Origin of the sequence: Streptomyces sp. NPDC053542 (assembly GCF_044544685.1) — a bacterium.
GTDB lineage: Bacteria > Actinomycetota > Actinomycetes > Streptomycetales > Streptomycetaceae > Streptomyces.
The window spans coordinates 314023-337933 of record NZ_JBITXL010000009.1; the positions used below are offsets into that span (position 1 = coordinate 314023).

The window sequence follows — 23911 nt, forward strand, 5'->3', positions numbered from 1 at the left end:
CATTCACCCTCTCACAGCACCAAAGCCGCCCTGCTCCCGGTCCTGGTCGCGGTCGCGGAGAGGGGCCGGCCCCGGTACGGGCCGGAGGCCCCGGCCCCAAGGGCCGTGGCCTCCGTCGTCGAGCGGTTGGTTCGTTGGGGAGCGTGGTTACGGGACTTCGGGGTCGTGGCGGGGTTCGCGTTCGCCGGTGGTGTGGCGGCCGGTGCGGCGGATTTCTTCGCCGGCCTCCCGGCCCGACTCCTTGGCCTGCTCCTTGGTGGACCGGCCGGCCTCCTGGGCGGTTTCCTGTACGGCCGATGCGGCCTGACGGGCCGGTTCGCGCAGCTGCTCGCGTACGTTCTGGGCGGCCTCCTGCGCCGTCTCCTTCAGCGGCTGCACCAGGTCCTCGGAGCGGTCGCGGACCTCCCGCCCCATGCGCTCCTCCACCTGGGTCGCCGGGAACAATGCGCCGGTGAGCATGCCGGCCCCGAACGCGATCAGTCCGGCGGCCAGCGGACTGCCCTGGGTCTGCTCACGGATCCGCGCGGGTGCCTGCTGGGCCTGGTCCCCGAGGCGCTCGGGCATCTCCTTGGCCTGCTGGGTCAGCTGTTCCGTAGCGCCGCGCACTTTCTCGCCCACGTTCGGGCCGCCGGGCCCGGACGTGCCCATCACCTTGTCCTTGATCGTGCTGAGCCGGTCGCGCGCGGCCCCGGCCTTCCGGCGGGCCACCCGCGGCGGGCTCACCTTGTCGGCCAGCTGGTCCACGGTCTGCGTGAGGTGCGTGCGGGTGGCGTCGGCTTCCTGCCTCAGCTCGTCGGGTGTCGTGCCCATTTCACGTCCTCCCTGAGGGACTCCTTCGCCCGTTCGGGCGTCGGCTGCACGGAACGCATCCGCTTGCGGCCGACCGCGTAGAGGGCCGCGCCGGCGACCGCCCACACGGCGGCCATCACCAAGGCGGCCCAGGCGAGGTCGATGACGTGCCCGAGACCGTAGACGGCCGCCAGGCTGGCCAGGAGCAGCGCGAGGCCGGCGGCGTAACCCGCACCGCCGTACATGCCGGCGGCCCGGCCCGCCTTCGTACCCTCTTCCTTGAGCTCCGCCTTGGCGAGCGCGAACTCGTTGCCGACCAGCCGTGCCAGGTCGCTGGTGACATCGCTGATCAGTTCGCCCACCGAGGACGACGCATCGCGTTCCGTGGCGGGCGGCCCGGTGCCGCCGGTCTCGGGCCCGGGCTCGGCCGAGGTGCCGGGCCGGGTATCCGGCCGGGTGGCGCGGTCTGCCGCAGTACCGCGGTCTGCCGCAGTACCGAGCCGCGGGTCGCGCTGCTCGGCGTCATCGGACCGAGGCGTCCCCGGCCGTCCGGGGCGTCGCTGGGCCACGGTCACCACTCCTCACCGGGCCGCCGGGTGCCCCGCGGCGATGCCGTGCCGGGCGGCGGCTGGACGGGCGGCACGTCCTCCGGCGGCCGCGGCGGCGGACCCGGAGTCGTGAGCGGGCGGTCCGGCGGCTGCTGCGAGGGCTCCCCCTGCACGGACTGGGACGCCTCCGCCTCGTACCCGGTCGGCGGGACCGTGCCCGCCGACGGACTGGACGCAGGCATTGACGGACTGGACGCAGGTACTGACGGACTGGTCGCAGGCACTGACGGGCGTTCTTCACCGGCGGCCCCGGACGGCGTGCTCGCGGCGCTGCCGATGCCCCGCCCGACGCGCGACACGGCGAAGCCGGCCAGTGCCGCGCCGGCCAGGAACAGGCCGGGGCGACGCCGCGCGAAGTCCTTCACCTCGTTCAGCAGCTCGTCGGGGCCCTGGCGTTCGAGGCGGTCGGCGAGCAGTTGTCCGCGGTCCGCCGCCTGCCGCACCAGGGACGCGGCGGGCGAGTCGGGCTTGGCCTCGTCGCTCATGTGCCGCAGATCGTCGGCGATGCGGCGCAGGCCGACTGCCATCCGCCGGACCTGGGCCCCGGTCTCACCGGCCGCCTGGTCCCTGGCCTTCTCGTACAGGTACCGGCCCTGCGCGGTGGTCTCCTTGACGACCTCCGCCGCGCCTTCGCGGGCCGTGCCCGCTACCTCCTGCCCCTTCTCCTGCGCCACTCGCGCACCATGCTGGGCATCCTGCCGGGCCGTGCCGCCGGCGCCTGACGCCTGCTCAGGTGACGGGCGGTGCCCTTCGGTTCGAGCCATGGCTCCTCCCTCAGGATTCGCTGACGTTCGAAGCTGGCGTTCGAATCGGTCGGCGGGTACCCCTGCCCCTGATCGGAACACCGCACGGCACCGCGGAGCTACGGCCGGAAGGCGACGGCAAGAACGCAGTGCGAGAAAGGCGCGTACGCCGGGTACCGGGCGTGGCGGCGGGCCGGCGAACCGCCCGGGCCTCACCGGTCCTCCTGCCAGGCAGGAGCCCGGCGCGGACCCCCTCGCGAATTCGGGCGTCAGGTGTCCTGACCGAGCAGTGGACGTGTCCGGACTCGGTGAACTGCGCCAGCCCGGCTACGCCACGGGTCCGCCCGGGACCGCAGGAGCGTAGCCGCCACCGGTCATCTCCGAGTACGACCGTTTGTAGCCGCCCACCCGGACCGCGCCGACCCGCAAGGCCGCGCGATGTGTCGGGGGTCTCGATGCGCCGGGCGAGAAATGATCCCCGGCCTTCGGGCGGTATGCGGGGCCGAGCCCGCCCTCGTCCATGCACAGGGGGTTGCGATGAAGCGCGCCGGCGTTTTACAGGAGACGTACGGCGCCGATGGCGCTGCCCGGTTCGGCGAGGGGCACGTCCGAGACGGTGTTTCCGGCGTAGTTGGCGCGATAACCGCGTAGCAGAGCGTCAACGGGGAGGAGGAGGCCGGGGCGGCTGTCGCACTTGGCCATGCTCGGTCCCTTGGCGTTGTCGCCTTGGACGGTGTGGGTGATGGCGGTGCACAGCACCGTTCCATCGGCGGTGGTGAAGGTGATTTTTTCGCCCTTCAGGCCGGGGTCGAGGGTGGCGCTCAGGTTCCTGACGGTCCTGCTGGCCCCGTCGAGCCTGGCGGTGCCGGCGGTGAGGGCGTAGTCGACGGGTAACTGCACCCCTGCGTTCTCGGGCCACTCGCACCTCTGCGGCACGGCGCTCCAGACCAATCCCGCGGGACACTCCTTGACGTAGGCCCTCCTGCCGTCACAGTGAATGAACCAGCGCGGATCGTCGGGGTACGGCTCAAGAAGACTTTCGCCAGGCGGGTTACCGGCGCATTCCGTGATCGGGTCGGCGGAGGCGGCTTGGCTCGGTAGGACGCAGGCCGCGACCGTGAGCCCCAGGGCGGCCAGAGCACGTGTGATTTTCATGTGCGGCACATTCGTGGCTGGGGCCGATGCCATACAAGGGGCACATGAGAGCCACTGGCCGAACCCTGGCATCCGCGGGCCGGTCCTTCTTGGCAATAGGTGGACAACGCCGCTGGCAGGAAGGTCGGCCTATGCCCTACGGCGGTGGATCGCACCTGGCGCCACAGTTCGAGACTGACGTGTTCGGCGGTCACTCACACGAGTGCCACCCCCTGAGCAGCAAGCCCCTCGCGCATAGACTCGACGCACGAACGCCGCTGGTTGTGGGCGGGGCGGACCAACACACCGTGTTGGAAGGTCCGTGACCTGCCCCCTGATCGCGAACGCCGACGTCATCCGCCTGACGAGGGTTGACGGCTGCGGCCGTCCGGTGGGGCGGTCGTTATTCCTTCGACCCGATACGCGGTGAACAATGAAGGGTGGTCAACGAGGGACACAGGACCATCGGTTCGTCCGAAGGCGACATCGTCGGCACTCGCATAGCGCACGACGGGGATCCTCGCACCGTTGTATTCCGCCTGCATCATTCGACCGGCAGCCCCAAAGCCTTCGTACTGCGTGACGCTATATCGGGGCAGTGGTGGATCCAGGCCGCCCCATCTTCGAGTCGATGTGGCCCGGTCGGCCTCCCGATCCGCCCGGCCGAACGGGACGGGGGAACCAGTGGCTTCGCACACGCCCGATGCCTAGGCTCGTGGTGTGCAGTGGCATCAAGTACTCGCCTTTGTGGCCGCAGTCACACCCCTCACATTGATCCCCGGCACCAGCTTCACTCTCGTGACGCAGCAGGTGATCGAAGGCTCACGGGCCGACGGCGTTCGCGCCGCATTCGGCTCAGCGTGCGGGCTCTTGGTACACGCGGCGTTCGCGGCGATCGGCCTGTCGGCCCTGGTGATGTCGTCGGCTCAGGCACTGACGGTGATCAAGCTCCTCGGCGGCGTGTACCTCATCTGGCTGGGCATGACCATGTGGCGCTCGACGCGTCGAGGCGTCAAACGGGTGGTGCGGAGGCGATGGCGCTTGCCGTGGACTCAGCTCGGGGGCTTCGGTCAGGGGCTGTGGTCCAACATCCTCAACCCGAAGGCAGCATCGGTCTATCTCTCCCTGGTACCGCAGTTCCTCACCTCCCACCGTTCCGTCGCGCCACAGATCGCGACGCTCGCAGTCGTGCATGTGGCCGTCGTGTTGGTGTGGCTGTTGTTCTGGACGTCGGTGGTCGCCGCGGCGCGCACGGCAATCGACACGCCCCGCTTCCGACGCGGGATGAGCCGGCTGGCGGGAGCCGTACTGGTCGGCCTGGGAATACGCACCGCAACGGCGAGCTGAGCCTGTACGCCTCGGCCCCGTAACCGTTCGAGGGCCTGGGGCGAGAGGTGCGCCCGGCGAGCGATGGCCTATCCGTGAGCGAGTCCCTGAGCCGTTGCCAACCTCATTCTGAGCAGGTCAGGTGGAGGGCGAGGACGGCTTGGACGCGGCTGGTGATTCGAGTGGTGCTGCAGCGAAGTTTCCGCAGCAGGCGCCAGGTCTTCAAGGTTGCTATGGCCCGCTCGCCGAGGGCCCGGATACTGGCGTGCGCGGCGTTGACCGCGCGTTGACCCGCCGAGAGCCGGTCCCACCGGCCGCGGAAGGGGACCCGCACGGTGCCGCCCGCGCCCTGGTAACCCTTGTCCCCCAGCAGGCCAGGCCCGCCTCGGTGAGGGCGTTGATGATGCCGTGGGTTCGGGCGGTCTTGATGCCGTGCACGACGCCGGGCAGGGCGGACGAGGTCCACAGCAGCTTCCCCTGTGGAACGGCGATGACCTGGACGTTCATGCTGTGCCTCGTGTGTTTGCCGGAAGAGAAGGGCCGGTCGGCGGCGATCCGGCCGATCGGCAGCAGCGTCCCGTCCAGGATCACGCACGCCTTGGCCGAGGCGGCCGCCACCGCTGTGGCGAGGTCGGGCGCCCGCGCCGCGAGCAGTCCGACGGCTTCCGTGAGGTAGCGGTACACCGTGCTCATGCCCACCTCGAACCCGGCCGCGAGCTGCGCGTAGGTGTGCCCCGGGCGCAGGTGTGCCGGCACCAGCAGCGCTTGGCGGCCGGCGGACAGCCGACGCCACCGAGTCCCGCGCGCCGCCCGATGCGCGGCCAACCGGTCGGCCAGGAACCGCAGATGCCGGGTGGAAAGGCCGAGGGCAGAGGGGTAGACAAGCACACGAAGCTCCTGGTGTACAGGCGATCTTGGTCGTGAACCCGCCTATCAGGAGCTTCACCGCGTGCGCAGGCCAACCGGTGGATTCATCAGCCAAGTTGGCCGTCGGCATCATCGCTGCGGGTTCTGTATAGGCTCGTGCGCGTGGATGTGACGGGGTGTCTTGGGTGCGACCTTCTGACCGGGCGCCGGGAGCTGCCCGGGGGTGTCCTGCATGAGACCGCTGCATGGGTGGTGAACCACGTCGTCGGACCGATGAATCTCGGCACCTTGATCGTCGGTCCACGAGAGCACGTCGTGGCCATCGCCGAACTCGACGACACAGCGGCGGCGGAACTCGGCCCCTTGCTACGCGATACCGCTCGTGTCGTGGAGACGTTGTGCCGGCCCGAGCAGACCTACGTCTGCATGTGGTCACATGGCCGTGATGCGCGCAAGCACCTGCACATCGCGGTCCAGCCGGTGACCGCCGATGTGCGGGCTCGCTACGGCGGGCTGCGCTCCGAGCAGCTCCAGGCCCGGATGCTGGCCGACGGTGACGAGCCGGACATCACGGAGGTCGAGCAGTTCTGCGAGCGGGCTCGCGAGCTGTTCCGAGCGATCACCGACAGCAGCGCCGAACACCACAGCTGATCACCGTGCGGCCTCAACGTTAGGTTGGCAAAGGCTCCCTGCAGCAAACGTGGGATCCCAGCGCACTGGTCGAGCCGATCACTCTCCGGCAGCTGACCATTCCGAACCGTCTGTGGATGGCCGCGATGTGCCAGTACTCGGCGGCGCCGGAGGGCCCCGAGCAGGGGGCGCCCAACGACTGGCACTTCCAGCACCTGGCGGCGCGTGCTGTCGGCGGGACCGGCCTGATCGTTACCGAGGCCACGGCCGTGAGCCCCGAGGGCCGGATCAGTCCGTATGACCTGGGGCTGTGGAACGACACCCAGGTCGCGGCGTTCCGTCGGATCACCGACTTCGTCAAGGCGCAGGGGGCGACCGTCGGTATTCAGATAGCGCACGCAAGCTGCATCGACTCTCAGGACGCCTCGCGATACTTTCACGCTCGCTGCTTGAGCTCTCAGCGAGCACTCTCAGAGCAACTTCTCACTCGCGAGCGTTGCGATCTCTCGGCCTCGATGCAGCGTTCAAAGCGCCAACTTGGCCCCAACCGAGGTGAAAGCCGCAGGCGCGCACTCAGTCAACCGCACTCGCAGTTTCGCCAGCACCGGCAACCACGACGACCGGCGGGCCGGTCTGGCCGAAGTAGGGCACCAGGCGTTCTGCGAGGTCACCCGGATCCGCCGCGCCGTCCCCGGCGGCTTCGCTCTGGACGGCTTTCACCACTCCCTTAGCCGACCGTCAGGTCGCCACCGATCCGATCCGGCAGGCCGCCTAATTCGGCCGGGCTGTGGCGGCGACGGCAGCGCTGTGACCGTTGAGCCGGGGTGCATGAGCGCGGCGCGCGGTGCTGGGCAGCCGCGGTCGGTCCGTGCTACCAGGGTCTACGGCGCCATCGTTGAATATTGAACGCTACGTCTGAATACCGCCGGAACCGCAGGGCGTTGCGGTCGACGATGGAGTCATGTCCGAGACCGGAGCAAGGAGTTCTGCGGAGATGACGATGAACGGCGCGACGGCGCTCGATGGCAAGGTGGCGCTGGTGACCGGTGGCAGCCGGGGGATCGGGGCGGCTGTCTCGCTGCGGCTGGCCGAGGACGGGGCAGACGTGGCGCTGACCTACCAGGGCTCGACCGAGTTGGCCGAAGAGGTGGTCGCCAAGATCACCGCGATGGGGCGGACCGGTTGGGCCGTCCGGGCGGACAGCGCCGACCCGGGGGCCGTGCACGGAGCGGTGGCGGCGGTAGTCGAGCGGTTCGGGCGGCTGGACATCCTGGTGAACAACGCGGGTGTGGGCGCCGTCGGGCCGATCGAGGCGGTGGGCCTCGACCAGATCGACCGGGTGTTTGCGGTGAACGTTCGCGCGCCCTACCTCTACGCCCAGGCGGCGGTGGAGCACCTGGCCGAGGGCGGGCGGATCGTGAACATCGGCAGCTGCATCGCCCAGCGCGTGGCCTTCGGCGGCAGCGCGCTCTACGCGACCAGCAAGGCCGCACTGATCGGCTTCACCAAGGGCATGGCCCGGGAGCTCGGCCCGCGCGGAGTCACCGTCAACCTGGTCCACCCGGGCCCGATCGACACTGACATGAACCCGGGCGACGGCGATTCCGCCGACTTCCAGCGCGGCTTCACCGCGCTCGGCCGCTACGGCACGGCGGCGGAGGTCGCGGACGCTGTTTCGTACCTGGTCGGCGAGGGCGCCCGATACGTCACGGGCGCGGAGCTGGCGGTGGACGGTGGCTTTGCGGTCTGAGACCTTGCGAGCCCAGTTCCTATGCCCAGTCCAGTCCGAGTTCGCCGAGTTCGCCGAGTTCAGGAGCGTGCGCGGGTCGTGGGTGGGCCGGCCGGATGCATGAGGTGCGGGCGTCGCTTCACTCCGGCTACACGCCGAAGTGGAACGTCGAGACCTGGAGTCGCGTGTGACGGGCGTCTCGATGTGCCGGGCGAGGAATGAGGCCCGGCCTGCTCCCGTTGTACGAGAAGCATCGTAGTTCGGTAGAGAGTCATCGAGCGGCTTCCTAGTTCGATGGTTGTCGTACTACGATGTTCTTCGTACCAAGGCTTCGGGCGCGCTGTGTCCGGGGCCGTGTCCGCCCTCGTTCACGCACAGGGAGCCCGTTGTGAGCGCACTGTTCGAGCCGATCACTCTCCGGCAGCTGACCATTCCGAACCGTCTGTGGATGGCCGCGATGTGCCAGTACTCGGCGGCGCCGGAGGGGCCCGAGCAGGGGGCGCCCAACGACTGGCACTTTCAGCATCTGGCCGCGCGTGCTGTCGGTGGTACCGGTCTGATCATTACCGAGGCCACGGCCGTGAGCCCCGAGGGCCGGATCAGCCCGTATGACCTGGGGCTGTGGAACGACACCCAGGTCGAGGCGTTCCGTCGGATCACCGACTTCGTCAAGGCGCAGGGCTCGGTCGCCGGTATTCAGATAGCGCACGCCGGGCGGAAGGCGTCGACCGAGCGGACCTGGGTGGATCGGGGTGCGCCGATTGCTCCTGGTGAGGGGTATGGGTGGCAGCCGGTGGCGCCGAGTGCGGTGGCGTTCGACGGGAAGTCGGCGGAGCCGGCCGAGCTGTCGGTGGCGGAGATCAAGGAGATCGTGGAGCAGTTCGCGGCGACCGCGCGGCGGGCGCTGGAGGCCGGCTTCCAGGTCGCCGAGATTCATGGTGCGCATGGGTACCTGATCAATGAGTTCCTGTCGCCCTTCACGAACCGGCGCACCGATGAGTACGGCGGGTCGTACGAGAACCGGGTGCGGTTCGCGCTGGAGGTCGTGGACGCGGTGCGGGCGGTGTGGCCCGAGGACCTGCCCGTCTTCTTCCGGATTTCGGCGACCGACTGGCTGTCGGAGAACGCGGAGGACGAGCGGGAGGGGTGGACCGCCGAGGAGACCGTGCGGTTCGCGGCCGAGCTCAAGGCGCACGGCGTGGATCTGCTGGACACCTCCACGGGTGGCAACGCGCCGGATGCGAAGATCACTGCGGAGCCGGGGTACCAGGTGCCCTTCGCCACGCAGGTCAAGAACGAGACCGGGCTGCCGGTGGGCGCCGTTGGTCTGATCACCGAGGCGCAGCAGGCGGAGAAGATCGTTGCGGATGGGGAGGCCGATGCCGTGCTGATCGGCCGGGAGCTGCTGCGGAACCCGTACTTCGCCCAGCAGGCGGCCCGTGAGCTGGGGGCCACCCCGCACATCGCTCAGCAGTATCACCGTGCGTGAGTGAGTGAGTGTTTGTCGATGGGGGGCGGCGTCCGAAGGGTGCCGCCCCCCGCTTTGCTGTTTCCGGCGGTCAAGTGGTCGCCAGGGACGGGTAGTCCGTGTAGCCCGTTTCGCCGCCCACGTACATCAGGTACTTGTTGCGCACGGGGTTGAGCGGGGCGTGCGTGCGGAGGCGGGTGACCAGGTCGGGGTTGGCCAGGAAGGGGCGGCCCAGCGCGATGAGGTCGGCGCCCGCTGAGAGGAGGCGTTCCGACTGCTGTCGGCCGCCGTCCGCGGGGAGTGGGTCGGGCAGTACCGGATTGGCGATCAGCGTGCCCGGCCACTGCTTGCGGATGTGCTGGTAGAGCGGCTGGTCGGGGTCGGCGAAGACGATGTGCAGGTAGGCCAGGCCGCTGTCGGCCAGTGCGGCGATGAGCGCCGGGTAGATGCTGTCGGTGTCGCCCTCCTGGATGCCGTTGACCGTGTTGCCGGGGGAGATGCGCAGGCCCACCCGCTCGGGGCCGATCGTGTCGGCGACGGCTCGGACCACCTCGGTCACGAAGCGGATGCGGCCGGCCACCGGGCCGCCGTACGCGTCGGTGCGGTGGTTGGTGTTCTTGGCCAGGAACTGGTGGAGCAGATGGCCGTTGGCGCTGTGCACCTCGACCCCGGCGAAGCCCGCGGCGAGGGCGTTGCGCGCGGCGGCGGCGAAGTCGGCGACGGTGGTGCGGATGTCGTCGGCGGTCATCTCGCGGGGGACCACCGCCGGTTGGCGGCCGTTGGGTGTGTGGATGGTTTCGGGGAGGGGGATCGGCGAGGGGGCGAGGGGGATCAGGCCGCTGTTGTCGGGATGGCCGACCCGGCCACCGTGCTGCAGCTGCAGGAACATCCGGCCGCCCGCGGCGTGCACGGCATCGGTGACCTGCCGCCAGCCGGCCACGTGGGCCGCGTTGTGGATCGCGGTGATGTTCGGGTAGGTCTGCCCGACGGCGTTCGGCGTGGACGCCTCGGCGATGATCAGCCCGGCGGAGGCGCGCTGCGCGTAGTACGTGGCCATCATCGGGGTGGGGACGCCGTCCGCGGTGGCGCGGTTACGCGTCAGCGGCGCCATGACCAGGCGGTTCGGCAGGTGGAGGGGGCCGAGTCGGGCGGGGGTGAAGAGCCGGGAGGTGGGTGCGGTGCCCATTGCCGTCGCCGTTGCCGCCTCTGTTGCCGTGTCCGTTGCCGTGTCCGCTGCGGCCTCTGTCGTGGTGTCCGTTGCCGTGCCCGTTGCTGTGTTCGTTGGGGTGTTCGTCATGACGGCACGGTAGAAGTTGACACCGGTGTTAGGTTCAAGTCGTTCGAGTCATCGGAGCCTGGGGTGCAGGGATACAGGGGTGCGCGATGCGGATCGGTGAGCTGGCACGGCGTACGGGAGTGAGTGAACGCTCGCTGCGGTACTACGAGAAGCAGGGGCTGCTGGCGGCCGAGCGTACCGCCGGCGGGCACCGCGAGTTTCCCGGCAGCGCCGTCGACCGTGTCATCCGTATCCAGGAGCTCTTCGCCGCCGGGTTGTGCAGCGCGAAGATCCGGCAGCTGCTGCCCTGCATGCGGGACACCGACGGAGGGCCGTCCGAGATCGCGACGCCGCGGCTGGTCGCCGACCTCACGACGGAGCGGGGGCGCATCGACCGGATGATCGCCGATCTGGTCCGCTCGCGTGATGTTCTGGACGAGGTGATCGAGGCGGCGGCGGGGGATGAGGGGGACCGTTGACCGGGTGACGCCTATCCTCGCGGGGTGAGTACCAGCAGCCGCAGCCGGCCCATCCGTTCCCTCGGCCGGTCCCTCCGGGCCTGGGTGGTCGTGTCGGAGGGCCACCCGGTGACAGCACGCAGACGGTCCGCGCGGCAGCCGTTCCGGTCGCCGGTCGTCGCGGACGTGGTGGTGACGGCGGCCGTGCTGGCGCTGTCGGTGTGGAACAGCGTCAAGAATCCGTATCTCGGGCCGGTGGCGCCATGGGCGAACTTGCTGCTCGCCGGTGCCAGCGCCGTGCCGTTGCTGCTGCGGCGCCGGGTGCCCGAGGTGGTACTCGCGGTGGCGTTCGTCGCGGAGGCGCTGCACATCTCGATCTTCGCCCTGCCGTGTGCGTACTACGCCGAGGGCGCGTACCGGGGGCCGCGCAGCCGCCGGACGGTGTGGGCGGTGGCGGGGGCGGGACTGCTGTACGTCATCCCCTGGGGCGATGCCGACGCCTGGTCGCATCCGCGGACCCTGCTCGGCGGGTTCCTGGTGAACTTCGTCCTCGCCATGCTCGTACCGCTGCTCCTCGGCCTGTACGTCGGCGAACGGCGGGCCGTCCTCGCGGGGTTGGTGGAACGGGCCGAGCGGGCGGAGCGGGAGCAGCGGCTGCTGGCGGAGGCGGCGCGCGCCGAGGAGCGGCAGCGGATCGCCGGGGAGATGCACGACGTCGTCTCGCACCAGGTGAGTCTGATCGTGGTGCACGCGAATGCGCTGGCCACCGTGGCGCTCGACCCGAAGGTGACGGCCGAGGCCGCGGCGGTCATCCAGACGGCGGGGCGGCAGGCGCTCATGGAGCTGCGCGAAATGCTGGGCCTGCTCAGGGGCGGCCCAGCGGCCGAGCAGGCGAAGGAGGAGAAGGAGGAGAAGGGGGCGAGGGGAGCGGAGGAGGCGGAGGGAGCCGAGGTGACCGCGGCCGAGAGCGCCGCCGTTGACCGGATCGCCGCGCTGGCCGGGAGTTCCCGGGCCGCCGGGCTGCCCGTCTCGCTCCGTACCGAGGGGGACCCGCGGCCGCTCGCCGAGCCGGTCGAGCGGGCCGCGTACCGGGTCGTGCAGGAGGCGCTGACGAACGTGCACAAGCATGCGCCCGGTGCCACGACGGACATTCGTGTCGTGTACGAGCCACGGGCGTTGAGGGTGAGTGTGACCAATGGCCCGGCGGGCCGACCGGCTAAGGGGACCCCCGACGGCAGTGGCCCCCTGCTGCCCAGCGGCGGTCATGGGCTGATCGGGCTGGGCGAGCGGGTGCGGCTGGCCGGCGGGGACATCGAGACGGGCGCACTGGCCGACGGCGGCTTCCGCGTACTGGCCACTCTCCCCGCGTCCCCGCGCGCGGCCGGCTGAGGCGGTGGCGGGCCGCCGCCCGCCACACCGCCTACCGCCACTTACTGACGGCGCTGGCCAAGGATGCAGAACTCGTTGCCTTCGGGGTCCGCCAGCACGACCCACGACTGCTCACCCTGGCCGATGTCGACGCGCTGGGCGCCATGGGCCACCAGGCGGGCCACCTCGGCTTCCTGGTCGTCCGGCCGGAAGTCGAGATGCAGCCGGCTCTTGGCCTTCTTGCTCTCTTCGAGCCGGACGAAGTCCAGCCCCGGCATCTGATCCGGCGCCGGGCGGATCTCGAACTCGTCGTCATCGGAGTGGACGACAACCCAGCCAAGCGCCTCGGCCCACCACTGCCCCAGGGCCACCGGATCTTCCGCGTGAACGATTACCTGTTCCCATTGCAAGGTCATTCGCTGAGCTTAAACGCGTCAGCCCTTCAGGAGCAGGCAATTTCCGCACCCGGCTACTGGTCACCCGGCTGCTGGTCACCACCCCCACGCAGCCCCCCTTCGAGGTGCCGCAGCAACCGGTCGTACTGGCGCGTCCCCGCGTCCACGGCCAGGTGGGCGCCGCGCAGTACCTGGCAGAGCTCGGCGGGTGAGAGGCGGGGGCGCTGTGCGAGCAGTCCGTCGGAGAGTTCCTGGCTGTGCCGGGGGTCGATGCGGGTGTGCGCGGTGAAGTAGAGGCGGGTGTCCTCGTCGTGCAGGCCCACCCGGTCCATGCCCTCCAGGAGCAGCCGGAAGTGCGGCTCGACCCAGCTCTCGAAGACGAAGAAGCAGCCGTACGCGGCCTGGGTGCGGGACGGGCGGGTGAGCAGCGCCGTGAACAGGTTGGAGGTGATCTTGGCGTACCAGGGGTGCGCGCGGCGGTAACGGGCCAGCTCCTCCCAGCCGTCGGCCGAGCCGAGCTGGCGGCGCAGCCAGTACGTGTGGAAGTTCTCCAGCCGGCCGCGGCCGCACTCGTCCCAGAGGTTGGCGGCGGCGACCGCCTTCTGCCGGCCCTGGAGTCCGACCACGAGGAGCGCGACCTCGTCGTCCACGACCTCGTTGCGGATCAGCTCGCAGCGCACGAAGTACTCGATCTGCGCGCGGGTCGCGTCCCGCGCCAGGTAGCGGAAGAGCGGGTGGTGGACGCCGGGGTTGTCGGCGGCCAGCGCGTCCAGGTGGTCGGCCGCCGCCTCCTGCGTGCTGAGTTCGGGTACCGGCGCCGGGGTGGCCCAGGCGTCGAAGAGTTCGCGTTCGAGCCGGGTGCGGGCCGCGAACAGGGCGATCTCCAGGTCGTCGTCGCGGGTGGCGTTGGCCGGTCCGTCGCGGTAGCCGAGGAATCGGGAGGTGAGGGTGGCGAGGTGTTCGTGCAGGAACCGGCCGTGCGCCTCGGGGTCGGTACGGAGCCGGGCCAGCCGCTCCGCCTGGACGTCGGGCGGCGCGGTGAGGAACCGGGCCAGCTCGGGGGCCAGCCCTTCGAAGGGCCGTACCGGCGGCCAGTACAGGTCCTGCAGTGGTGGGGCGCTCATCGGAAGCCTCCCTTCTCCGTGGTCTTCCCCGGGATCGTCCCCGCGGTCTTCTCCGTGATCTTCTCCGTGATCTTCTCCGCGATGCGGAGCGCGTTCGCGGCGATGGTCAGGCCGGGGTTGACGGCCGCCGACGACGGGAACCACGAGCTGTCGGCGATCCAGAGGTTGGCCAGGTCGTGGGCCTTGCACGCCGGGTCGACGACGCTGGTGGCCGGGTCGGTGCCGGCGACCGCCGTACCGCACTGGTGCGAGGTGACGTCGATGCCCATGCGCCGTGCGGAGACGAGTGGGTAGCCGGCGCGGCGCATCATCCGGGCGGTCCGGCGGACCAGTTCGCGGTGCGGCGCGAGGTTGACCGGCCGCCAGCCGATCCGGATCGCGCCGCTCGGGCCGACCGTGACGCGGTTGCCCGGAGCCGGCAGGTCCTCGCTCGTGAGGTAGAGGTCGATGCTGTGCCGGGTGAGGAAGTCCAGTACGGCGGTGGGGAGATGGGGTCGCAGGCCGCGCGCGCTGGCGGGGGTGAGCTTGCCGAGCGTCTGGACGTTGCCCAGCGGGCCGTGCGCGCCGTTCGCCAGGTACCAGTCGTTCAGGCCCAGGGTCTTCTGGAAGACCGTCTCGCTGGGGCGGCGGGGATCGACGGCGACGAGGAAGGTGCTGTTGTGCACCATGTAGTTGCGGCCGACCTGCCCGGAGGAGTTCGCCAGGCCCTCGGGCCGCCCGGTGCGCGAACGCAGCAGCAGCGCCGCCGTGTTGACCGCACCGCAGGCCAGCACGTACCGGTCCGCGCGGATGCGCAGCTCCGTACCGTCGTGCCGGGCGGCGGCCACGGTCACCCGCCGCCCCGGCGGATCGGTGCGCAGCCCGGTCACGGTGGCGCGGGTCAGCAGGGACACGTTCCCCGAGGCCAGCGCGGGCCGCAGCGCGCACATCTCGGCGTCGCTCTTGGCGCCCAACAGGCACGGGAAGCCGTCGCAGGTGGCGCAGCGCACGCACGACCCGTCCGGGCGCAGGTCGATCCCGGTGGGCAGGTCGAACGGGGCCAGGCCCTGCGCCCGCAGCGCGTCGGCCAGCGCGGCGACCGCCGGCTCGTGCGGCACGGCCGGGTACGGGAAGCCGCCCGACCGCCAGGGCTCGGTGGGGTCCTGGCCGGCCGTGCCGTGCACCCGGTAGATCCGCTCGGCCTCGGCGTAGTACGGCTCCAGCTCCGCGTACGAGAAGGGCCAGGCCCGCGAGAGGCCCTCGGCGTGCCGCACCGGTCCGAAGTCCGCCTCCCGGAACCGTGGCAGGGTCGCCCCGAAGACCTTGGTGTTGCCGCCGACGTAGTAGTGCACGCCGGGCTGGAAGCGCCGCCCGGTGGCGGCGTCGTACCAGTGCTCGGCGTTGCGGTACCGCCGCTGGGTGAAGACCGCGTGCGGCGACCAGTTCGCCGCTTCGCGGGGCAGGAAGTCGCCGCGCTCGACGACGAGGACGCGGGCCCCGGAGTCGCGCAGCGCGTAGGCCAGGGTGGCGCCGCCCATGCCGGCGCCGATGACCGCGATGTCGCAGTCCACCTCGGGGCCGGAGGGCCGCAACAGCCCCTGTACTTCCGGGTGGTGGCCGTCCTTCATCGGTGCATCCTCCTTACCGGGCTTACCGGGCCCGCTGCCGGGGCCGTGAGGTGCCGGGCGGCGATCTCGTGCGCGAACGCCATGATCGTGCCCTGCGGGCTGATGCCGGTCGGGCCCGGCAGCACCGCGGCGTCGCAGACGTACAGATTGCGGAAGCCGTACGGGCGGCCGTCCGTGTCGCACACCCCGCCCCGCTCGGGCGGCCCCATCGGGCAGGACGCCATGGCGTGCACGGAGACGAGGTCCCAGCCGCGCGGGTCGGACCGGCGGGCGAACTCCTCGGCGGCGCGGGCGGAATCCAGCACGCCGGGCGCCGGCGGGTACAGCTCGACGGCGCCGGCCCGGAACAGCAGCCGCGCGGCGCGCACCAGCGCGAACCGCAGCAGGTCCACGTCGTACGGGGTGAGGCGGTGGCGCAGCACGGTGCCCGCGCCGGGGAACCGGCCGATGCGGATCCGGCCCGTCATCCGGACCTGCACGGTGAAGACCGCGACCCGCGGCAGGTCGGCCAGCACCGCGTCGATCACCGCGGGTCCCTGGCACGACAGCGCCGCCGCCAGCGATCCGGGCGTGAGATTGGCGGCCATCACATGGATGCCCAGCCCGCCGAACTCGCTCAGCTGCGCGGTGAAGATGGTGCCCCGCTCGGCGTGCAGCGCGGAGCCGAAGCGGACCGGCAGCCGCAGATTGACGTGGAAGGCCATGGCGCGCCCCGCCGTCCCGCGGTGGATGCCGCTGCGCTGGAGGAGCGCGGCGCTGCCGACGGCCCCGGCGGCGAGGAAGACCGTATGAGGCCGGTACCGCACCGGTTGCCCGTCGGGCCCCACCGCCCGTACGGCGCGTACCGTACCGCCGTCGTGTTCCAGCCGTACGGCCCGCACGCCCGGTGCGATCCGCGCGCCGTACCGCTCGGCCTCCGGCAGATACGTCGTCGCCATCGTCCGCTTGGCGCCGGACGGGCAGCCGGTGGGGCAGCGGTTGCGGTGCGCGCAGCCCGGTGCGGCGCGCCGGGCGAGCGTCCAGCCCCAGCCCAGCCCGTCGGCGGCCGCGGCCAGCAGCCGGGAGTCCTCGTTGCCGGCACCGTGCCGCTGCGCGTCCACTTCCAGCCGCCGGGAGATCTCGCTCAGATGCCCGGCCAGGTGGCGCAGCCGGTAGCCGTCGGTGCCGAGGGTGTCCGCCCAGCGGTCCAGCAGTCCGGCCGGCGGCTCCCACAGCAGTCCGCCGTTGACCACGGTGGTGCCGCCCACGCAGCGGCCCTCGCCGTACGGGATGACGGGGCTGCCGAGGACCGGGGTGAGCCCCGCGTTGCGGTACAGGCGGCGCAGGCTCTCGGCCGGTGCGGTGGCGGCGAGTTCGGCGGGGGAGACCCGCGGCCCTTCCTCCAGTACGCGGGGGTGGCGGCCCGCCCTGGCCAGCTCCAGCGCCGCGACGGCCCCGCCCGCGCCCGAACCGATCACCAGCGCCTCGCAGTCGACGTCGCGTGCCGTGCGGCGGCCGCTCATGACGGCGCTCCGGTCGGCACGGAAGGCGGCACCGGCGGTGCGGGCGGTCCGGGCGGTACCGGTGGTCCGGAGGGCGGCACGGACGGTGCCGCCGCCGCGCCCGCCACCAGGCGGTACGGGCCGCCGTCCAGCCCGCCGTACAGCGCCAGCGCCTCGGCCGACCGCAGCAGCAGCGCGACCCCCGGCATCCGCGCCAGCCGCGCGCTCCCGTTCGCCAGCGCCGCCGGCCCGGCCAGGGTCACCCACCGGCCGGTGACCAGCAGGAACGCCAACGGCACCAGGCGGAGGGCGAGCCCGGCCGCGATCCGGCACACGCGCGGCTGGACCCGCAGGCTGCCGGTCACATGGGCGACGGCACGCTCCCGCACCGCACGGTCCCGCAGTACCGGATGGCGCGCGGCCCACACCGCGGGCAGCCCGCTCGCCGACAGCGCCCGCTCCAGAGACACCGCGGCCCTCATCGCCGTACCGCCTTGTCCTTGGCGAACGCCGCCAGCAACCGGGGCGCGCCCTGCTCCAGTACGGCGTCCAGCGCCGCCAGGAACACCTCGACCTCCTTGTCCCCGGCCACCAGCGGCGGCGCGACGATCAGCGGCAGGCCGTGGTTGGAGCCGTAGAACGCCAGCACGTCGTGGTCCCGGTACAGGGCGGCGATCACGGCGGCGGTGAGCAGCTTGAGCCGCAGCCGGGGGTCCCGCGCGAAGGCGCCGGGCAGCAGCCGCAGCACGCGGTCCAGCGCCGGATGGCCGGCTCGCAGGAACACGCCGTGCAGCGCGCCCCGCCCGGCCGTGCCCGCGACCAGCCCCGGGTGCCGGGCGGCGATCCGGGCCAGGCCGGCGGCGAGCTGCTCGCCGATCCGCACGGCCCGGCCCGGATAGTCGTCCTCGACCGCGATGGCCACCGCCTCCAGCGCCGTGACGGTCTCCTCCCCGAAGCCGTAGTACGTGGTGCTGTGCAGCGTCGCGTCGGCGAGGTTGTCGTACGCGGCGCGGAACAGCGCCTCGCGGGCGATGTAGCCGGAGATCGACGCCTTGCCGCCGCCGAAGGACTTGGAGGTGGTCAGCACGTCCGGGACCAGCCCCGGATACCGCATGAAGTGGAAGAGCGTCCCGGTCCGGCCCCAGCCCGTGTACACCTCGTCGAAGACCAGCACGATGTCCCGCTCCGTGCACAGCCGCCGCACCTCGCGCAGGAACTCCTCGGAGCACTCGCGCAGCCCCGAGGCGCTGAACGGCTCCAGCACCACCGCGTACACATCGCTGCCGCCGTCCCCGGCCGTGTGCCGCTCCAGCGCGAGGACGAAGGAGGACAGGTCGTCGTAGGCGAACGCGTCGGTGCCCGACAGGCCGGGGAACGGGAAGTCCACCTCCGGTGACGCGGTGAGGCTGCCCGCGCCGAGCAGCTTGCCGTGGAAGGCGATGTCGGAGTGGAGCACGGTGCCGCGGCGGCCGCGGTGGTACTTGTACGCCAGCTTCACCGCGCCCTCGACCGCCTCGGCGCCGGAGTTCGGGAAGTAGCTGATGTTCAGGTCGCCGGGGAGCAGCTGCGCGAGATTGTGGCCGAGCGCGGCGACATAGGGGGAGAGGAAGTTCTTGTGCACCTCCATCGCCTGGCGTTCGGCGAAGCGGCGGCGCGCGGCGAGGATGCGCGGGTGGTTGTGCCCGTGGTTCAGGACGCCGATGCCGCCGGTGAAGTCCAGGATCCGGCGTCCGTCGCGCAGTGTGATCCAGCAGCCCTCGGCGCGTTCGGCCAGGTCGTGCCCGAAGCCGAAGGAGCCGACCAGCGACACCTGGCTGCGGCTGACGTAGCGGCGGTACAGGCCGTGCACCTGACGTGGCGTCAGGAGGCGGCAGTCCTCGGCGGTGAGGAGGCCGCTGGTGAAGAGGTCGGTCATGTGGCCGCTCCCGTGGTGAGCGGGGCGGGGCACGCGGGCCGGGCCGCCGCGGCCCGGATGCGGTCGGCGATCAGCCGGCCGGCCCGCTGCCCGCCCCGGAGGGCGTAGTTGGTGCCCCGGTCCTCGGGGAAGACCTGGGCCATGCCGGCCAGGTAGAGGCCCGGCAGGGGGGTCTCGGTGGCGGGGACGGTCCGCGAGTAGTACCGGGTGATCACCGGCTGGGCGTGCTCGGCGCGCCACACGTGCCATCCGCGCACCCACTCCTCCCGGAAGGCGGGGAACATCCGGCGCAGGTGGAGCAGGCTGTAGCGGTAGACCTGGTCGTCCGGCATCCGGTACAGCCCGGTGCCGGTCGGCAGGTACTTCGAGAGGTAGACGACGTGCCGTCCCCCGTAGTGCCGGGCCGGGTCGAGGTTGGTGTGCTCGATGACGCCGACGTAGGGGAAGCCGGGGTCGGTGACGTTGAGCCAGTAGGTGTCCGACAGCGGCCGGTCGTTCTCCAGCACCAGGCAGATGTTGGCCAGGTACGGGATCGCGGTGAGCTGCCGCCGCAGGGCGGGGACGGCGGGATGGCACGGTTCCTGTCCGGCGAGGAGGGCGGCGGCCGGGCCGGGCGCGGTGGTCACCAGTACCCGCCGCGTTGCGTACCGTGTGCCACCGGCCCGGACACCGGTCACCCCGCGCGGCCCGGCCACTACCTCCGTGACCGGACAGGACGTACGGATACGGACGCCCAGCCGGGCCAACTCCGGCAGCCACGCGGCCAGCAGTGCGCCGCACCCGCCGCGCAGGTAGTACAGCACCTCGCGCCCCGCGCGGCTGCGGCTGCCGCCGCGCAGGTGCAGCTTGGTCCACATCCAGGTCGCGCCGACCTCCGGCGCGTACTCCCCGAACTTGCCCTCCAGCAGCGGCCGCCAGACCCGGTCGTACACCCGCCGCCCTGCCAGCCCCACCAGCCACTCCTCGGCCGTCAGCGCCTCCAGCTCCCGCCAGTGCCGCACTCGCCCGGCCCGCAGCACCGACCGGCCGAGCCGGAGCCGGTCCACCACAGGCAGCGGCGCGAACCGCGCCACGTCCAGCGGAGTGGACAGCCGGTGGATGCCGCCGGAGTGGTAAAAGCCGGTACGGCCCGGGTGGCGCTCCACGAGATGGCCGATGCCCAGCTCGGTACAGAGCCGGAAGATGTCCGTGTCCGAGGCGAACCAGTGGTGGTAGAAGCGCTCCAGCTGCCGACCGCCGACCGGGAAGGTGCCCGCGAGGCCGCCCACCCGGTCGTCCGCCTCCAGGACCAGGCAGCGCAGCCCCGCCCGGCCCAGCTCGTGCGCCGCCGCGAGCCCGGTGAAGCCGGCGCCCACGACGATGACGTCCCAGCCGCCGCCGGATGCGGTGCTCATTGCGCCGCCCGGTCCTGCGCGCCGCGGGCCACGGCCAGCGGTCGTACGGTGCTGTCCGTAACGGCGCCGGCGGCCTGCGGCGGGTGCCGTTCCAGCAGGACGTACGGCGGCCGGCCGCGCAACTCGCGGTGGACCAGCCGCAGATACTCGCCGAGCAGCCCCAGCAGCACCGCCTCGCAGCCGAACGTCCAGGCGGCCAGCGGCAGCCGGTGGCGGCGCACGGCGGCGGTCATCGCCGCGCCGCCCAGCCAGGTGAGGCCGACGACGGCCGGCACCCGGGCGGGCGCGGGCGAGCAGGACACCAGGCCGCGCCGCGAGAGGTCGGCCATCTTGCGCAGCGAGTACTTCGACCGGCCCGCCGGGCGCGGCAGCCGCTCGTACGCCACGCTCGTCTCCGGGAACCCCGCCCAGCACACCGACCCGCGCAAGTACGGCTCCCCTTCGGGGAGTTCGGTGAGCAGCCGGACGACGGCCCGGTCCAGCAGCCGGAAGTCGCCGGTGTCCAGGGCCACCGGCTGGTCGGCGAGCGCGGCCAGCAGCCGGTAGTAGACATGCGCGGTGACCACCTTGAAGCGGCTCTCCCCGGCGCGCGAGGTGCGCCGTGCCGACACCACCGACCAGCCCGCCCGCCACCGCTCGACCAGCTCCGGGATCAGCTCGGGCGGGTCCTGGAGGTCGGCGTCCATGGTGATGACGGCGTCCCCGGCCGCGGCCCGCAGCCCGGCCAGAATCGCCTGCTGGTGCCCGAAGTTCCGGGTCAGCCGGAGGAGCCGGACCGCCGGGTCGCCGCCGGTGACGGAGGCCAGCGTGCGCCAGGTGCCGTCCCGGCTGCCGTCGTCGACGTAGACCACCTCGTGCGCGCAGTCCGGGAGGCGGCGCAGCACGGCGGTGAGCCGCCGATGCATCCGCTCCAGCACCGCCTCCTCGTCGTAGCACGGCACCACCACGCTGATCAGCGGGGTCGAGGGCATGTCGTCTCCTCACGTCGGGCGCGGCCCCGGCCGGTTCGAGGGCCGGCCGGGACCCGTACTGCGTCAGCCCAGTACCTCGTCGGCCGTGGCCCGGAAGCGCTCGGCGGCCGCGGCGATCTCGTCCGGCCCGCTGAACACGGTGATGCCGACGTCGGCGCCCAGATAGGTGTCCGACAGACCCACGGTGAGGGCCACCGCGCGGCCCAGGACGTCATCGGTCCGGGGGCGGGCGCCGGGGCGGAAGTCCTGGCGCCGCCAGGCCGGTTCCGGGCGCCGGGACGGGCAGGGCCCGGTGTCCCCGGCGGCCAGGGCGCACAGTTCCGGCAGCCCGCCGTAGTAGTGCTTGGGCGAGTGCAGCAGCGTCTTCGTGCCCAGCCGCTTCGCCACGGCCTCGGCCGCGGCCCGCTCCTCGAAGAGGTGGACCAGTACGGTCGCGCAGTCCCCGGCCGGGTCGTGCGACGGACGGCGGACGACGCCGTCCCGCGGCGGGATGAGGGCGGCCAGCGCGTCCCGCTGCGCCCGGGTGCGGGCGAGGACGGTGTCCAGCCGGGCCAGCTGGGCGCGGGCGACCGCCGCCGTCAGCTCGGTCATCCGCAGGTTCAGCCCCAGCATCCGCTCGCCCGGCCCCTCCTCCGCGCGGTACGGGAACCAGCCGTGGTCGTGGAAGCCGTAAGCGCGCTGGAAGGTGCGCTCGTCGGCGGCCAGCAGGAACCCGCCGTCGCAGGCCGTGACCACCTTGAACATATTGAGCGAGAAGGCCCCGGCCCGGCCGAGGCTGCCCAGCGGCCGGCCGCGGTACGTCCCGCCGCATGCCTGCGCCGCGTCCTCCAGCACCAGCAGCCCGTGCTCCGCCGCGATCTCCAGCAGCGCGGCCATGTCGCAGGGCGCGCCCAGCATGTGGATCGGCATCAGCGCCTTCGTGCGCGGCGTGATGCGGGCCCGCACGTCGGCCGGATCCAGCGTCAGCGTCTCGTCGATCTCCGCCACGACGGGCGTGGCCCCGCAGTGGACGATGGCGGCGACCGAGGCGACGTAGAGGTACCCGGGGACGATGACCTCGTCGCCGGGGCCGATGCCCAGTGCCGCCAGCGCCGTGAGCAGCGCCGACGTGCCGCTGTTGACGGACAGGCAGTACGGGCTCGCCAGGCGGCGCGCGGCCTCCTCCTCGAACAGCCGGGTCTGGGTGAGGTCTCCGAGAGGGTAGGAGTGCGCCGCGGTCGTGCGGGACCACGTGTTCAGTACCTGCTGGACGTTCGCGCGTTCCTCGTCCCCGAAGAAGGCGTAGCCGGGACCGGGCATGGGCGGGCTCCTCAGATGGGCGGTCGGTGACGCGGTGGGCGACCTCCGGTCGTGGGCGGAGGGGTCAGAACACGACGGGGCAGTACGGTGCCGGGTCGTGCCGGAAGGCGGCAGCGGCGGCGCGCACCGCGCCGGGCCGCAGCTCCGCCACCCGGCCGGCCCGCGCGAGCTGCACGAGGGAGCCGCCGCCGAGCAGGACCGCCCCCAACTCCCGTGCGGTGAGCGCCAGATCGGCATGCGCGCGGGTTCGGACGCAGTCGGCTCCCGTGGCGCCCGTGATGAGCCGCCACCGGCCCTCGTTCCACGGGCAGAGCGGGTCCGTCACCTCCAGGACGACCTCGGCCTCGGTGGCGTAGCCGCGGCCGGACAGCGCGCGGTCGACGTCGACGGCCCGGGCGTAGAGCTGGTCGCGCACGGTCGGCGCCGCGCTGCGCGGGTCCGCGAGCAGGGCCAGTACCGGATCGTCGACCGGGCGGGCGCCCGCGGTGACCGTGCCGCTGAGATCGACGTCCAGCAGCGCCCGCCACAGGAAGGCGTACGCGGCCGGGTCGCAGGCGCTCAACTCCTGTACGGAGACGGCGAACCGGGGACAGGAGTGGGTCCAGCCGGCGGTGAGCCGGTAGAGGGCGTAGCCGCGCGGGCCCGCGCCGTCCGTCGCGAGCATGCACAGCAGGCGTCCGGAACCGTGGCGGTCGGCGGGCGGGTCGGCGAGGGCGCGGCGCAGCCAGGCGCCTTCGCGGCGCAGCGTTCCGGGGCGTTCGGCCAGGAGGGCGCGGCAGACCGCGGCGATGGCCGCCTCGGCCTCGGCGGGCGAGGTGACCTCCAGGGTGAGCGGCGGGCCGTCGTCCGCCGGGCCCTCGGTGAGCGCGCGGGCCTCCAGTGGGATGGTGAGGGTGACGGCCTGGCTGGCCGCGCCGAAGCCGAAGCGGCCGTAGAGGGCCGGCTCGGTGGAGTTGAGGACCGCGACGGGCTCGGCCCGTGTGGTGTGGAGGTCGGTAAGGACCCGCTGGATCATGTCCCGCATCAGGCCGCGGCGGCGGTGCGCGGGGGAGACGGCCACGTAGCCGATGCCGAAGACGGGGCGCGGGCCGGTGCCGGGCAGCGTCATGTCCAGGGAGTAGCCGGCGAGCGTGGCGCAGGGCCGGCCCGCGACGCACGCGAGCAGCGAGCGCTTGGGTTCCAGCAACTCGGCGACGAGCGCGCGGTGTTCCGGTGAATGGTCGTATCCGCCGTAGGCCAGTCCCACCACCTCGGTGAAATCGGACCAGTCGTCGGGAGCGCGGAAGTCGTAATCCGGAGAAGGCGGTGAGGAAGAATGCACAGGACACC

The 23911-nt window shown here is 72.3% G+C and carries 22 protein-coding genes and 1 pseudogene; 7 read left to right on the forward strand and 16 right to left on the reverse strand.

Going from position 1 to position 23911, the window contains the following annotated elements; translation table 11 throughout:
• Positions 1-147: 147 nt before the first annotated feature.
• From ACIGXO_RS25825 to ACIGXO_RS25840, 4 genes are all read right to left on the reverse strand, one after another.
• Positions 148-810, reverse strand: a complete 663-nt coding sequence (locus ACIGXO_RS25825; RefSeq protein WP_399791396.1) for a DUF3618 domain-containing protein — start codon at positions 808-810, stop codon at positions 148-150.
• Complete coding sequence (locus ACIGXO_RS25830) at positions 786-1358, reverse strand: phage holin family protein (RefSeq protein WP_399791399.1); 573 nt, start codon at positions 1356-1358, stop codon at positions 786-788. The genes ACIGXO_RS25825 and ACIGXO_RS25830 overlap by 25 nt, the downstream gene beginning before the upstream one ends.
• A gap of 2 nt (positions 1359-1360) precedes the next feature.
• Positions 1361-2071 (reverse strand): hypothetical protein, encoded by a 711-nt coding sequence (locus tag ACIGXO_RS25835; protein WP_399791402.1) that lies wholly within the window; start codon positions 2069-2071, stop codon positions 1361-1363.
• Positions 2072-2695: 624 nt separating this feature from the next.
• Positions 2696-3295: a chitin binding peritrophin-A domain-containing protein gene (locus ACIGXO_RS25840; protein ID WP_399791405.1), complete on the reverse strand. Its 600-nt coding sequence runs from the start codon at positions 3293-3295 to the stop codon at positions 2696-2698.
• Between the two features lie 726 nt (positions 3296-4021).
• On the opposite strand from ACIGXO_RS25840, the gene ACIGXO_RS25845 reads away from it, so the two are divergent.
• Positions 4022-4621 carry a LysE family translocator gene (locus ACIGXO_RS25845; RefSeq protein WP_399791569.1) on the forward strand — a complete coding sequence of 200 codons (600 nt, stop codon included), beginning with the start codon at positions 4022-4024 and terminating at the stop codon, positions 4619-4621.
• Between the two features lie 103 nt (positions 4622-4724).
• On the opposite strand, the pseudogene ACIGXO_RS25850 reads toward ACIGXO_RS25845, so the two are convergent.
• Positions 4725-5488, reverse strand: a pseudogene (locus ACIGXO_RS25850) (transposase family protein).
• A gap of 141 nt (positions 5489-5629) precedes the next feature.
• On the opposite strand from ACIGXO_RS25850, the gene ACIGXO_RS25855 reads away from it, so the two are divergent.
• The 4 genes from ACIGXO_RS25855 (at position 5630) to ACIGXO_RS25870 (ending at position 9315) form a co-directional block, all read left to right on the forward strand.
• A complete protein-coding gene (locus ACIGXO_RS25855; RefSeq protein ID WP_399791408.1) occupies positions 5630-6118 on the forward strand; it encodes an HIT family protein in 489 nt (162 codons plus the stop codon).
• A 38-nt stretch (positions 6119-6156) separates the two neighbouring features.
• The gene (locus tag ACIGXO_RS25860) at positions 6157-6828 is read left to right on the forward strand and encodes a hypothetical protein (RefSeq protein WP_399791571.1); all 672 of its coding nucleotides are present in this window, start codon (positions 6157-6159) and stop codon (positions 6826-6828) included.
• A 230-nt stretch (positions 6829-7058) separates the two neighbouring features.
• Positions 7059-7847, forward strand: a complete 789-nt coding sequence (locus ACIGXO_RS25865; RefSeq protein WP_399791411.1) for an SDR family NAD(P)-dependent oxidoreductase — start codon at positions 7059-7061, stop codon at positions 7845-7847.
• Positions 7848-8214: 367 nt separating this feature from the next.
• Positions 8215-9315 carry an NADH:flavin oxidoreductase/NADH oxidase gene (locus ACIGXO_RS25870; protein ID WP_399791414.1) on the forward strand — a complete coding sequence of 367 codons (1101 nt, stop codon included), beginning with the start codon at positions 8215-8217 and terminating at the stop codon, positions 9313-9315.
• 70 nt (positions 9316-9385) lie between these two features.
• On the opposite strand, the gene ACIGXO_RS25875 is transcribed toward ACIGXO_RS25870, so the two are convergent.
• Positions 9386-10480, reverse strand: coding sequence for an alkene reductase (locus tag ACIGXO_RS25875; protein WP_399791573.1), 1095 nt, complete (start codon positions 10478-10480; stop codon positions 9386-9388).
• 197 nt (positions 10481-10677) lie between these two features.
• On the opposite strand from ACIGXO_RS25875, the gene ACIGXO_RS25880 reads away from it, so the two are divergent.
• Complete coding sequence (locus tag ACIGXO_RS25880) at positions 10678-11049, forward strand: MerR family transcriptional regulator (protein ID WP_399791417.1); 372 nt, start codon at positions 10678-10680, stop codon at positions 11047-11049.
• Positions 11050-11073: 24 nt separating this feature from the next.
• A complete protein-coding gene (locus ACIGXO_RS25885; RefSeq protein WP_399791420.1) occupies positions 11074-12417 on the forward strand; it encodes a sensor histidine kinase in 1344 nt (447 codons plus the stop codon).
• A 41-nt stretch (positions 12418-12458) separates the two neighbouring features.
• Here the strand turns inward: ACIGXO_RS25885 and ACIGXO_RS25890 are convergent, their stop codons facing one another.
• The 10 genes from ACIGXO_RS25890 to ACIGXO_RS25935 form a co-directional block, all read right to left on the reverse strand.
• Entirely contained in the window at positions 12459-12812 is a 354-nt protein-coding gene (locus ACIGXO_RS25890) for a VOC family protein (RefSeq protein ID WP_399791423.1), read from the reverse strand.
• Between the two features lie 53 nt (positions 12813-12865).
• Positions 12866-13915 (reverse strand): iron-containing redox enzyme family protein, encoded by a 1050-nt coding sequence (locus ACIGXO_RS25895; protein ID WP_399791426.1) that lies wholly within the window; start codon positions 13913-13915, stop codon positions 12866-12868.
• A complete protein-coding gene (locus tag ACIGXO_RS25900; protein WP_399791429.1) occupies positions 13912-15522 on the reverse strand; it encodes an FAD-dependent oxidoreductase in 1611 nt (536 codons plus the stop codon). Before ACIGXO_RS25900 ends, ACIGXO_RS25895 begins: the two co-directional genes overlap by 4 nt.
• Entirely contained in the window at positions 15519-17024 is a 1506-nt protein-coding gene (locus tag ACIGXO_RS25905; protein WP_399791432.1) for a GMC family oxidoreductase N-terminal domain-containing protein, read from the reverse strand. Before ACIGXO_RS25905 ends, ACIGXO_RS25900 begins: the two co-directional genes overlap by 4 nt.
• Positions 17021-17485: a hypothetical protein gene (locus tag ACIGXO_RS25910; protein WP_399791435.1), complete on the reverse strand. Its 465-nt coding sequence runs from the start codon at positions 17483-17485 to the stop codon at positions 17021-17023. The genes ACIGXO_RS25905 and ACIGXO_RS25910 overlap by 4 nt, the downstream gene beginning before the upstream one ends.
• On the reverse strand, positions 17482-18918 hold the full coding sequence (locus ACIGXO_RS25915) for an aspartate aminotransferase family protein (protein WP_399791438.1): 1437 nt from the start codon (positions 18916-18918) through the stop codon (positions 17482-17484). Before ACIGXO_RS25915 ends, ACIGXO_RS25910 begins: the two co-directional genes overlap by 4 nt.
• The gene (locus ACIGXO_RS25920) at positions 18915-20312 is read right to left on the reverse strand and encodes an NAD(P)/FAD-dependent oxidoreductase (RefSeq protein ID WP_399791441.1); all 1398 of its coding nucleotides are present in this window, start codon (positions 20310-20312) and stop codon (positions 18915-18917) included. Before ACIGXO_RS25920 ends, ACIGXO_RS25915 begins: the two co-directional genes overlap by 4 nt.
• Positions 20309-21283 carry a glycosyltransferase family 2 protein gene (locus ACIGXO_RS25925; protein ID WP_399791444.1) on the reverse strand — a complete coding sequence of 325 codons (975 nt, stop codon included), beginning with the start codon at positions 21281-21283 and terminating at the stop codon, positions 20309-20311. Before ACIGXO_RS25925 ends, ACIGXO_RS25920 begins: the two co-directional genes overlap by 4 nt.
• Positions 21284-21346: 63 nt before the next feature.
• A complete protein-coding gene (locus ACIGXO_RS25930) occupies positions 21347-22582 on the reverse strand; it encodes a DegT/DnrJ/EryC1/StrS family aminotransferase (RefSeq protein WP_399791447.1) in 1236 nt (411 codons plus the stop codon).
• A 64-nt stretch (positions 22583-22646) separates the two neighbouring features.
• Positions 22647-23903: a GNAT family N-acetyltransferase gene (locus ACIGXO_RS25935; protein WP_399791450.1), complete on the reverse strand. Its 1257-nt coding sequence runs from the start codon at positions 23901-23903 to the stop codon at positions 22647-22649.
• Positions 23904-23911 lie beyond the last annotated feature (8 nt).

What these genes read in the sequence shown, in the direction of transcription:
- ACIGXO_RS25825 (WP_399791396.1), bottom strand. Translation starts at nt 810, where the DNA reads ATGGGCACGACACCCGACGAGCTGAGGCAGGAAGCCGACGCCACCCGC.
- ACIGXO_RS25840 (WP_399791405.1), bottom strand. Translation starts at nt 3,295, where the DNA reads ATGAAAATCACACGTGCTCTGGCCGCCCTGGGGCTCACGGTCGCGGCC.
- ACIGXO_RS25865 (WP_399791411.1), top strand. Translation starts at nt 7,059, where the DNA reads ATGTCCGAGACCGGAGCAAGGAGTTCTGCGGAGATGACGATGAACGGC.
- ACIGXO_RS25875 (WP_399791573.1), bottom strand. Translation starts at nt 10,480, where the DNA reads ATGGGCACCGCACCCACCTCCCGGCTCTTCACCCCCGCCCGACTCGGC.
- ACIGXO_RS25880 (WP_399791417.1), top strand. Translation starts at nt 10,678, where the DNA reads ATGCGGATCGGTGAGCTGGCACGGCGTACGGGAGTGAGTGAACGCTCG.
- ACIGXO_RS25890 (WP_399791423.1), bottom strand. Translation starts at nt 12,812, where the DNA reads ATGACCTTGCAATGGGAACAGGTAATCGTTCACGCGGAAGATCCGGTG.
- ACIGXO_RS25895 (WP_399791426.1), bottom strand. Translation starts at nt 13,915, where the DNA reads ATGAGCGCCCCACCACTGCAGGACCTGTACTGGCCGCCGGTACGGCCC.
- ACIGXO_RS25900 (WP_399791429.1), bottom strand. Translation starts at nt 15,522, where the DNA reads ATGAAGGACGGCCACCACCCGGAAGTACAGGGGCTGTTGCGGCCCTCC.
- ACIGXO_RS25905 (WP_399791432.1), bottom strand. Translation starts at nt 17,024, where the DNA reads ATGAGCGGCCGCCGCACGGCACGCGACGTCGACTGCGAGGCGCTGGTG.
- ACIGXO_RS25910 (WP_399791435.1), bottom strand. Translation starts at nt 17,485, where the DNA reads ATGAGGGCCGCGGTGTCTCTGGAGCGGGCGCTGTCGGCGAGCGGGCTG.
- ACIGXO_RS25915 (WP_399791438.1), bottom strand. Translation starts at nt 18,918, where the DNA reads ATGACCGACCTCTTCACCAGCGGCCTCCTCACCGCCGAGGACTGCCGC.
- ACIGXO_RS25920 (WP_399791441.1), bottom strand. Translation starts at nt 20,312, where the DNA reads ATGAGCACCGCATCCGGCGGCGGCTGGGACGTCATCGTCGTGGGCGCC.
- ACIGXO_RS25925 (WP_399791444.1), bottom strand. Translation starts at nt 21,283, where the DNA reads ATGCCCTCGACCCCGCTGATCAGCGTGGTGGTGCCGTGCTACGACGAG.
- ACIGXO_RS25930 (WP_399791447.1), bottom strand. Translation starts at nt 22,582, where the DNA reads ATGCCCGGTCCCGGCTACGCCTTCTTCGGGGACGAGGAACGCGCGAAC.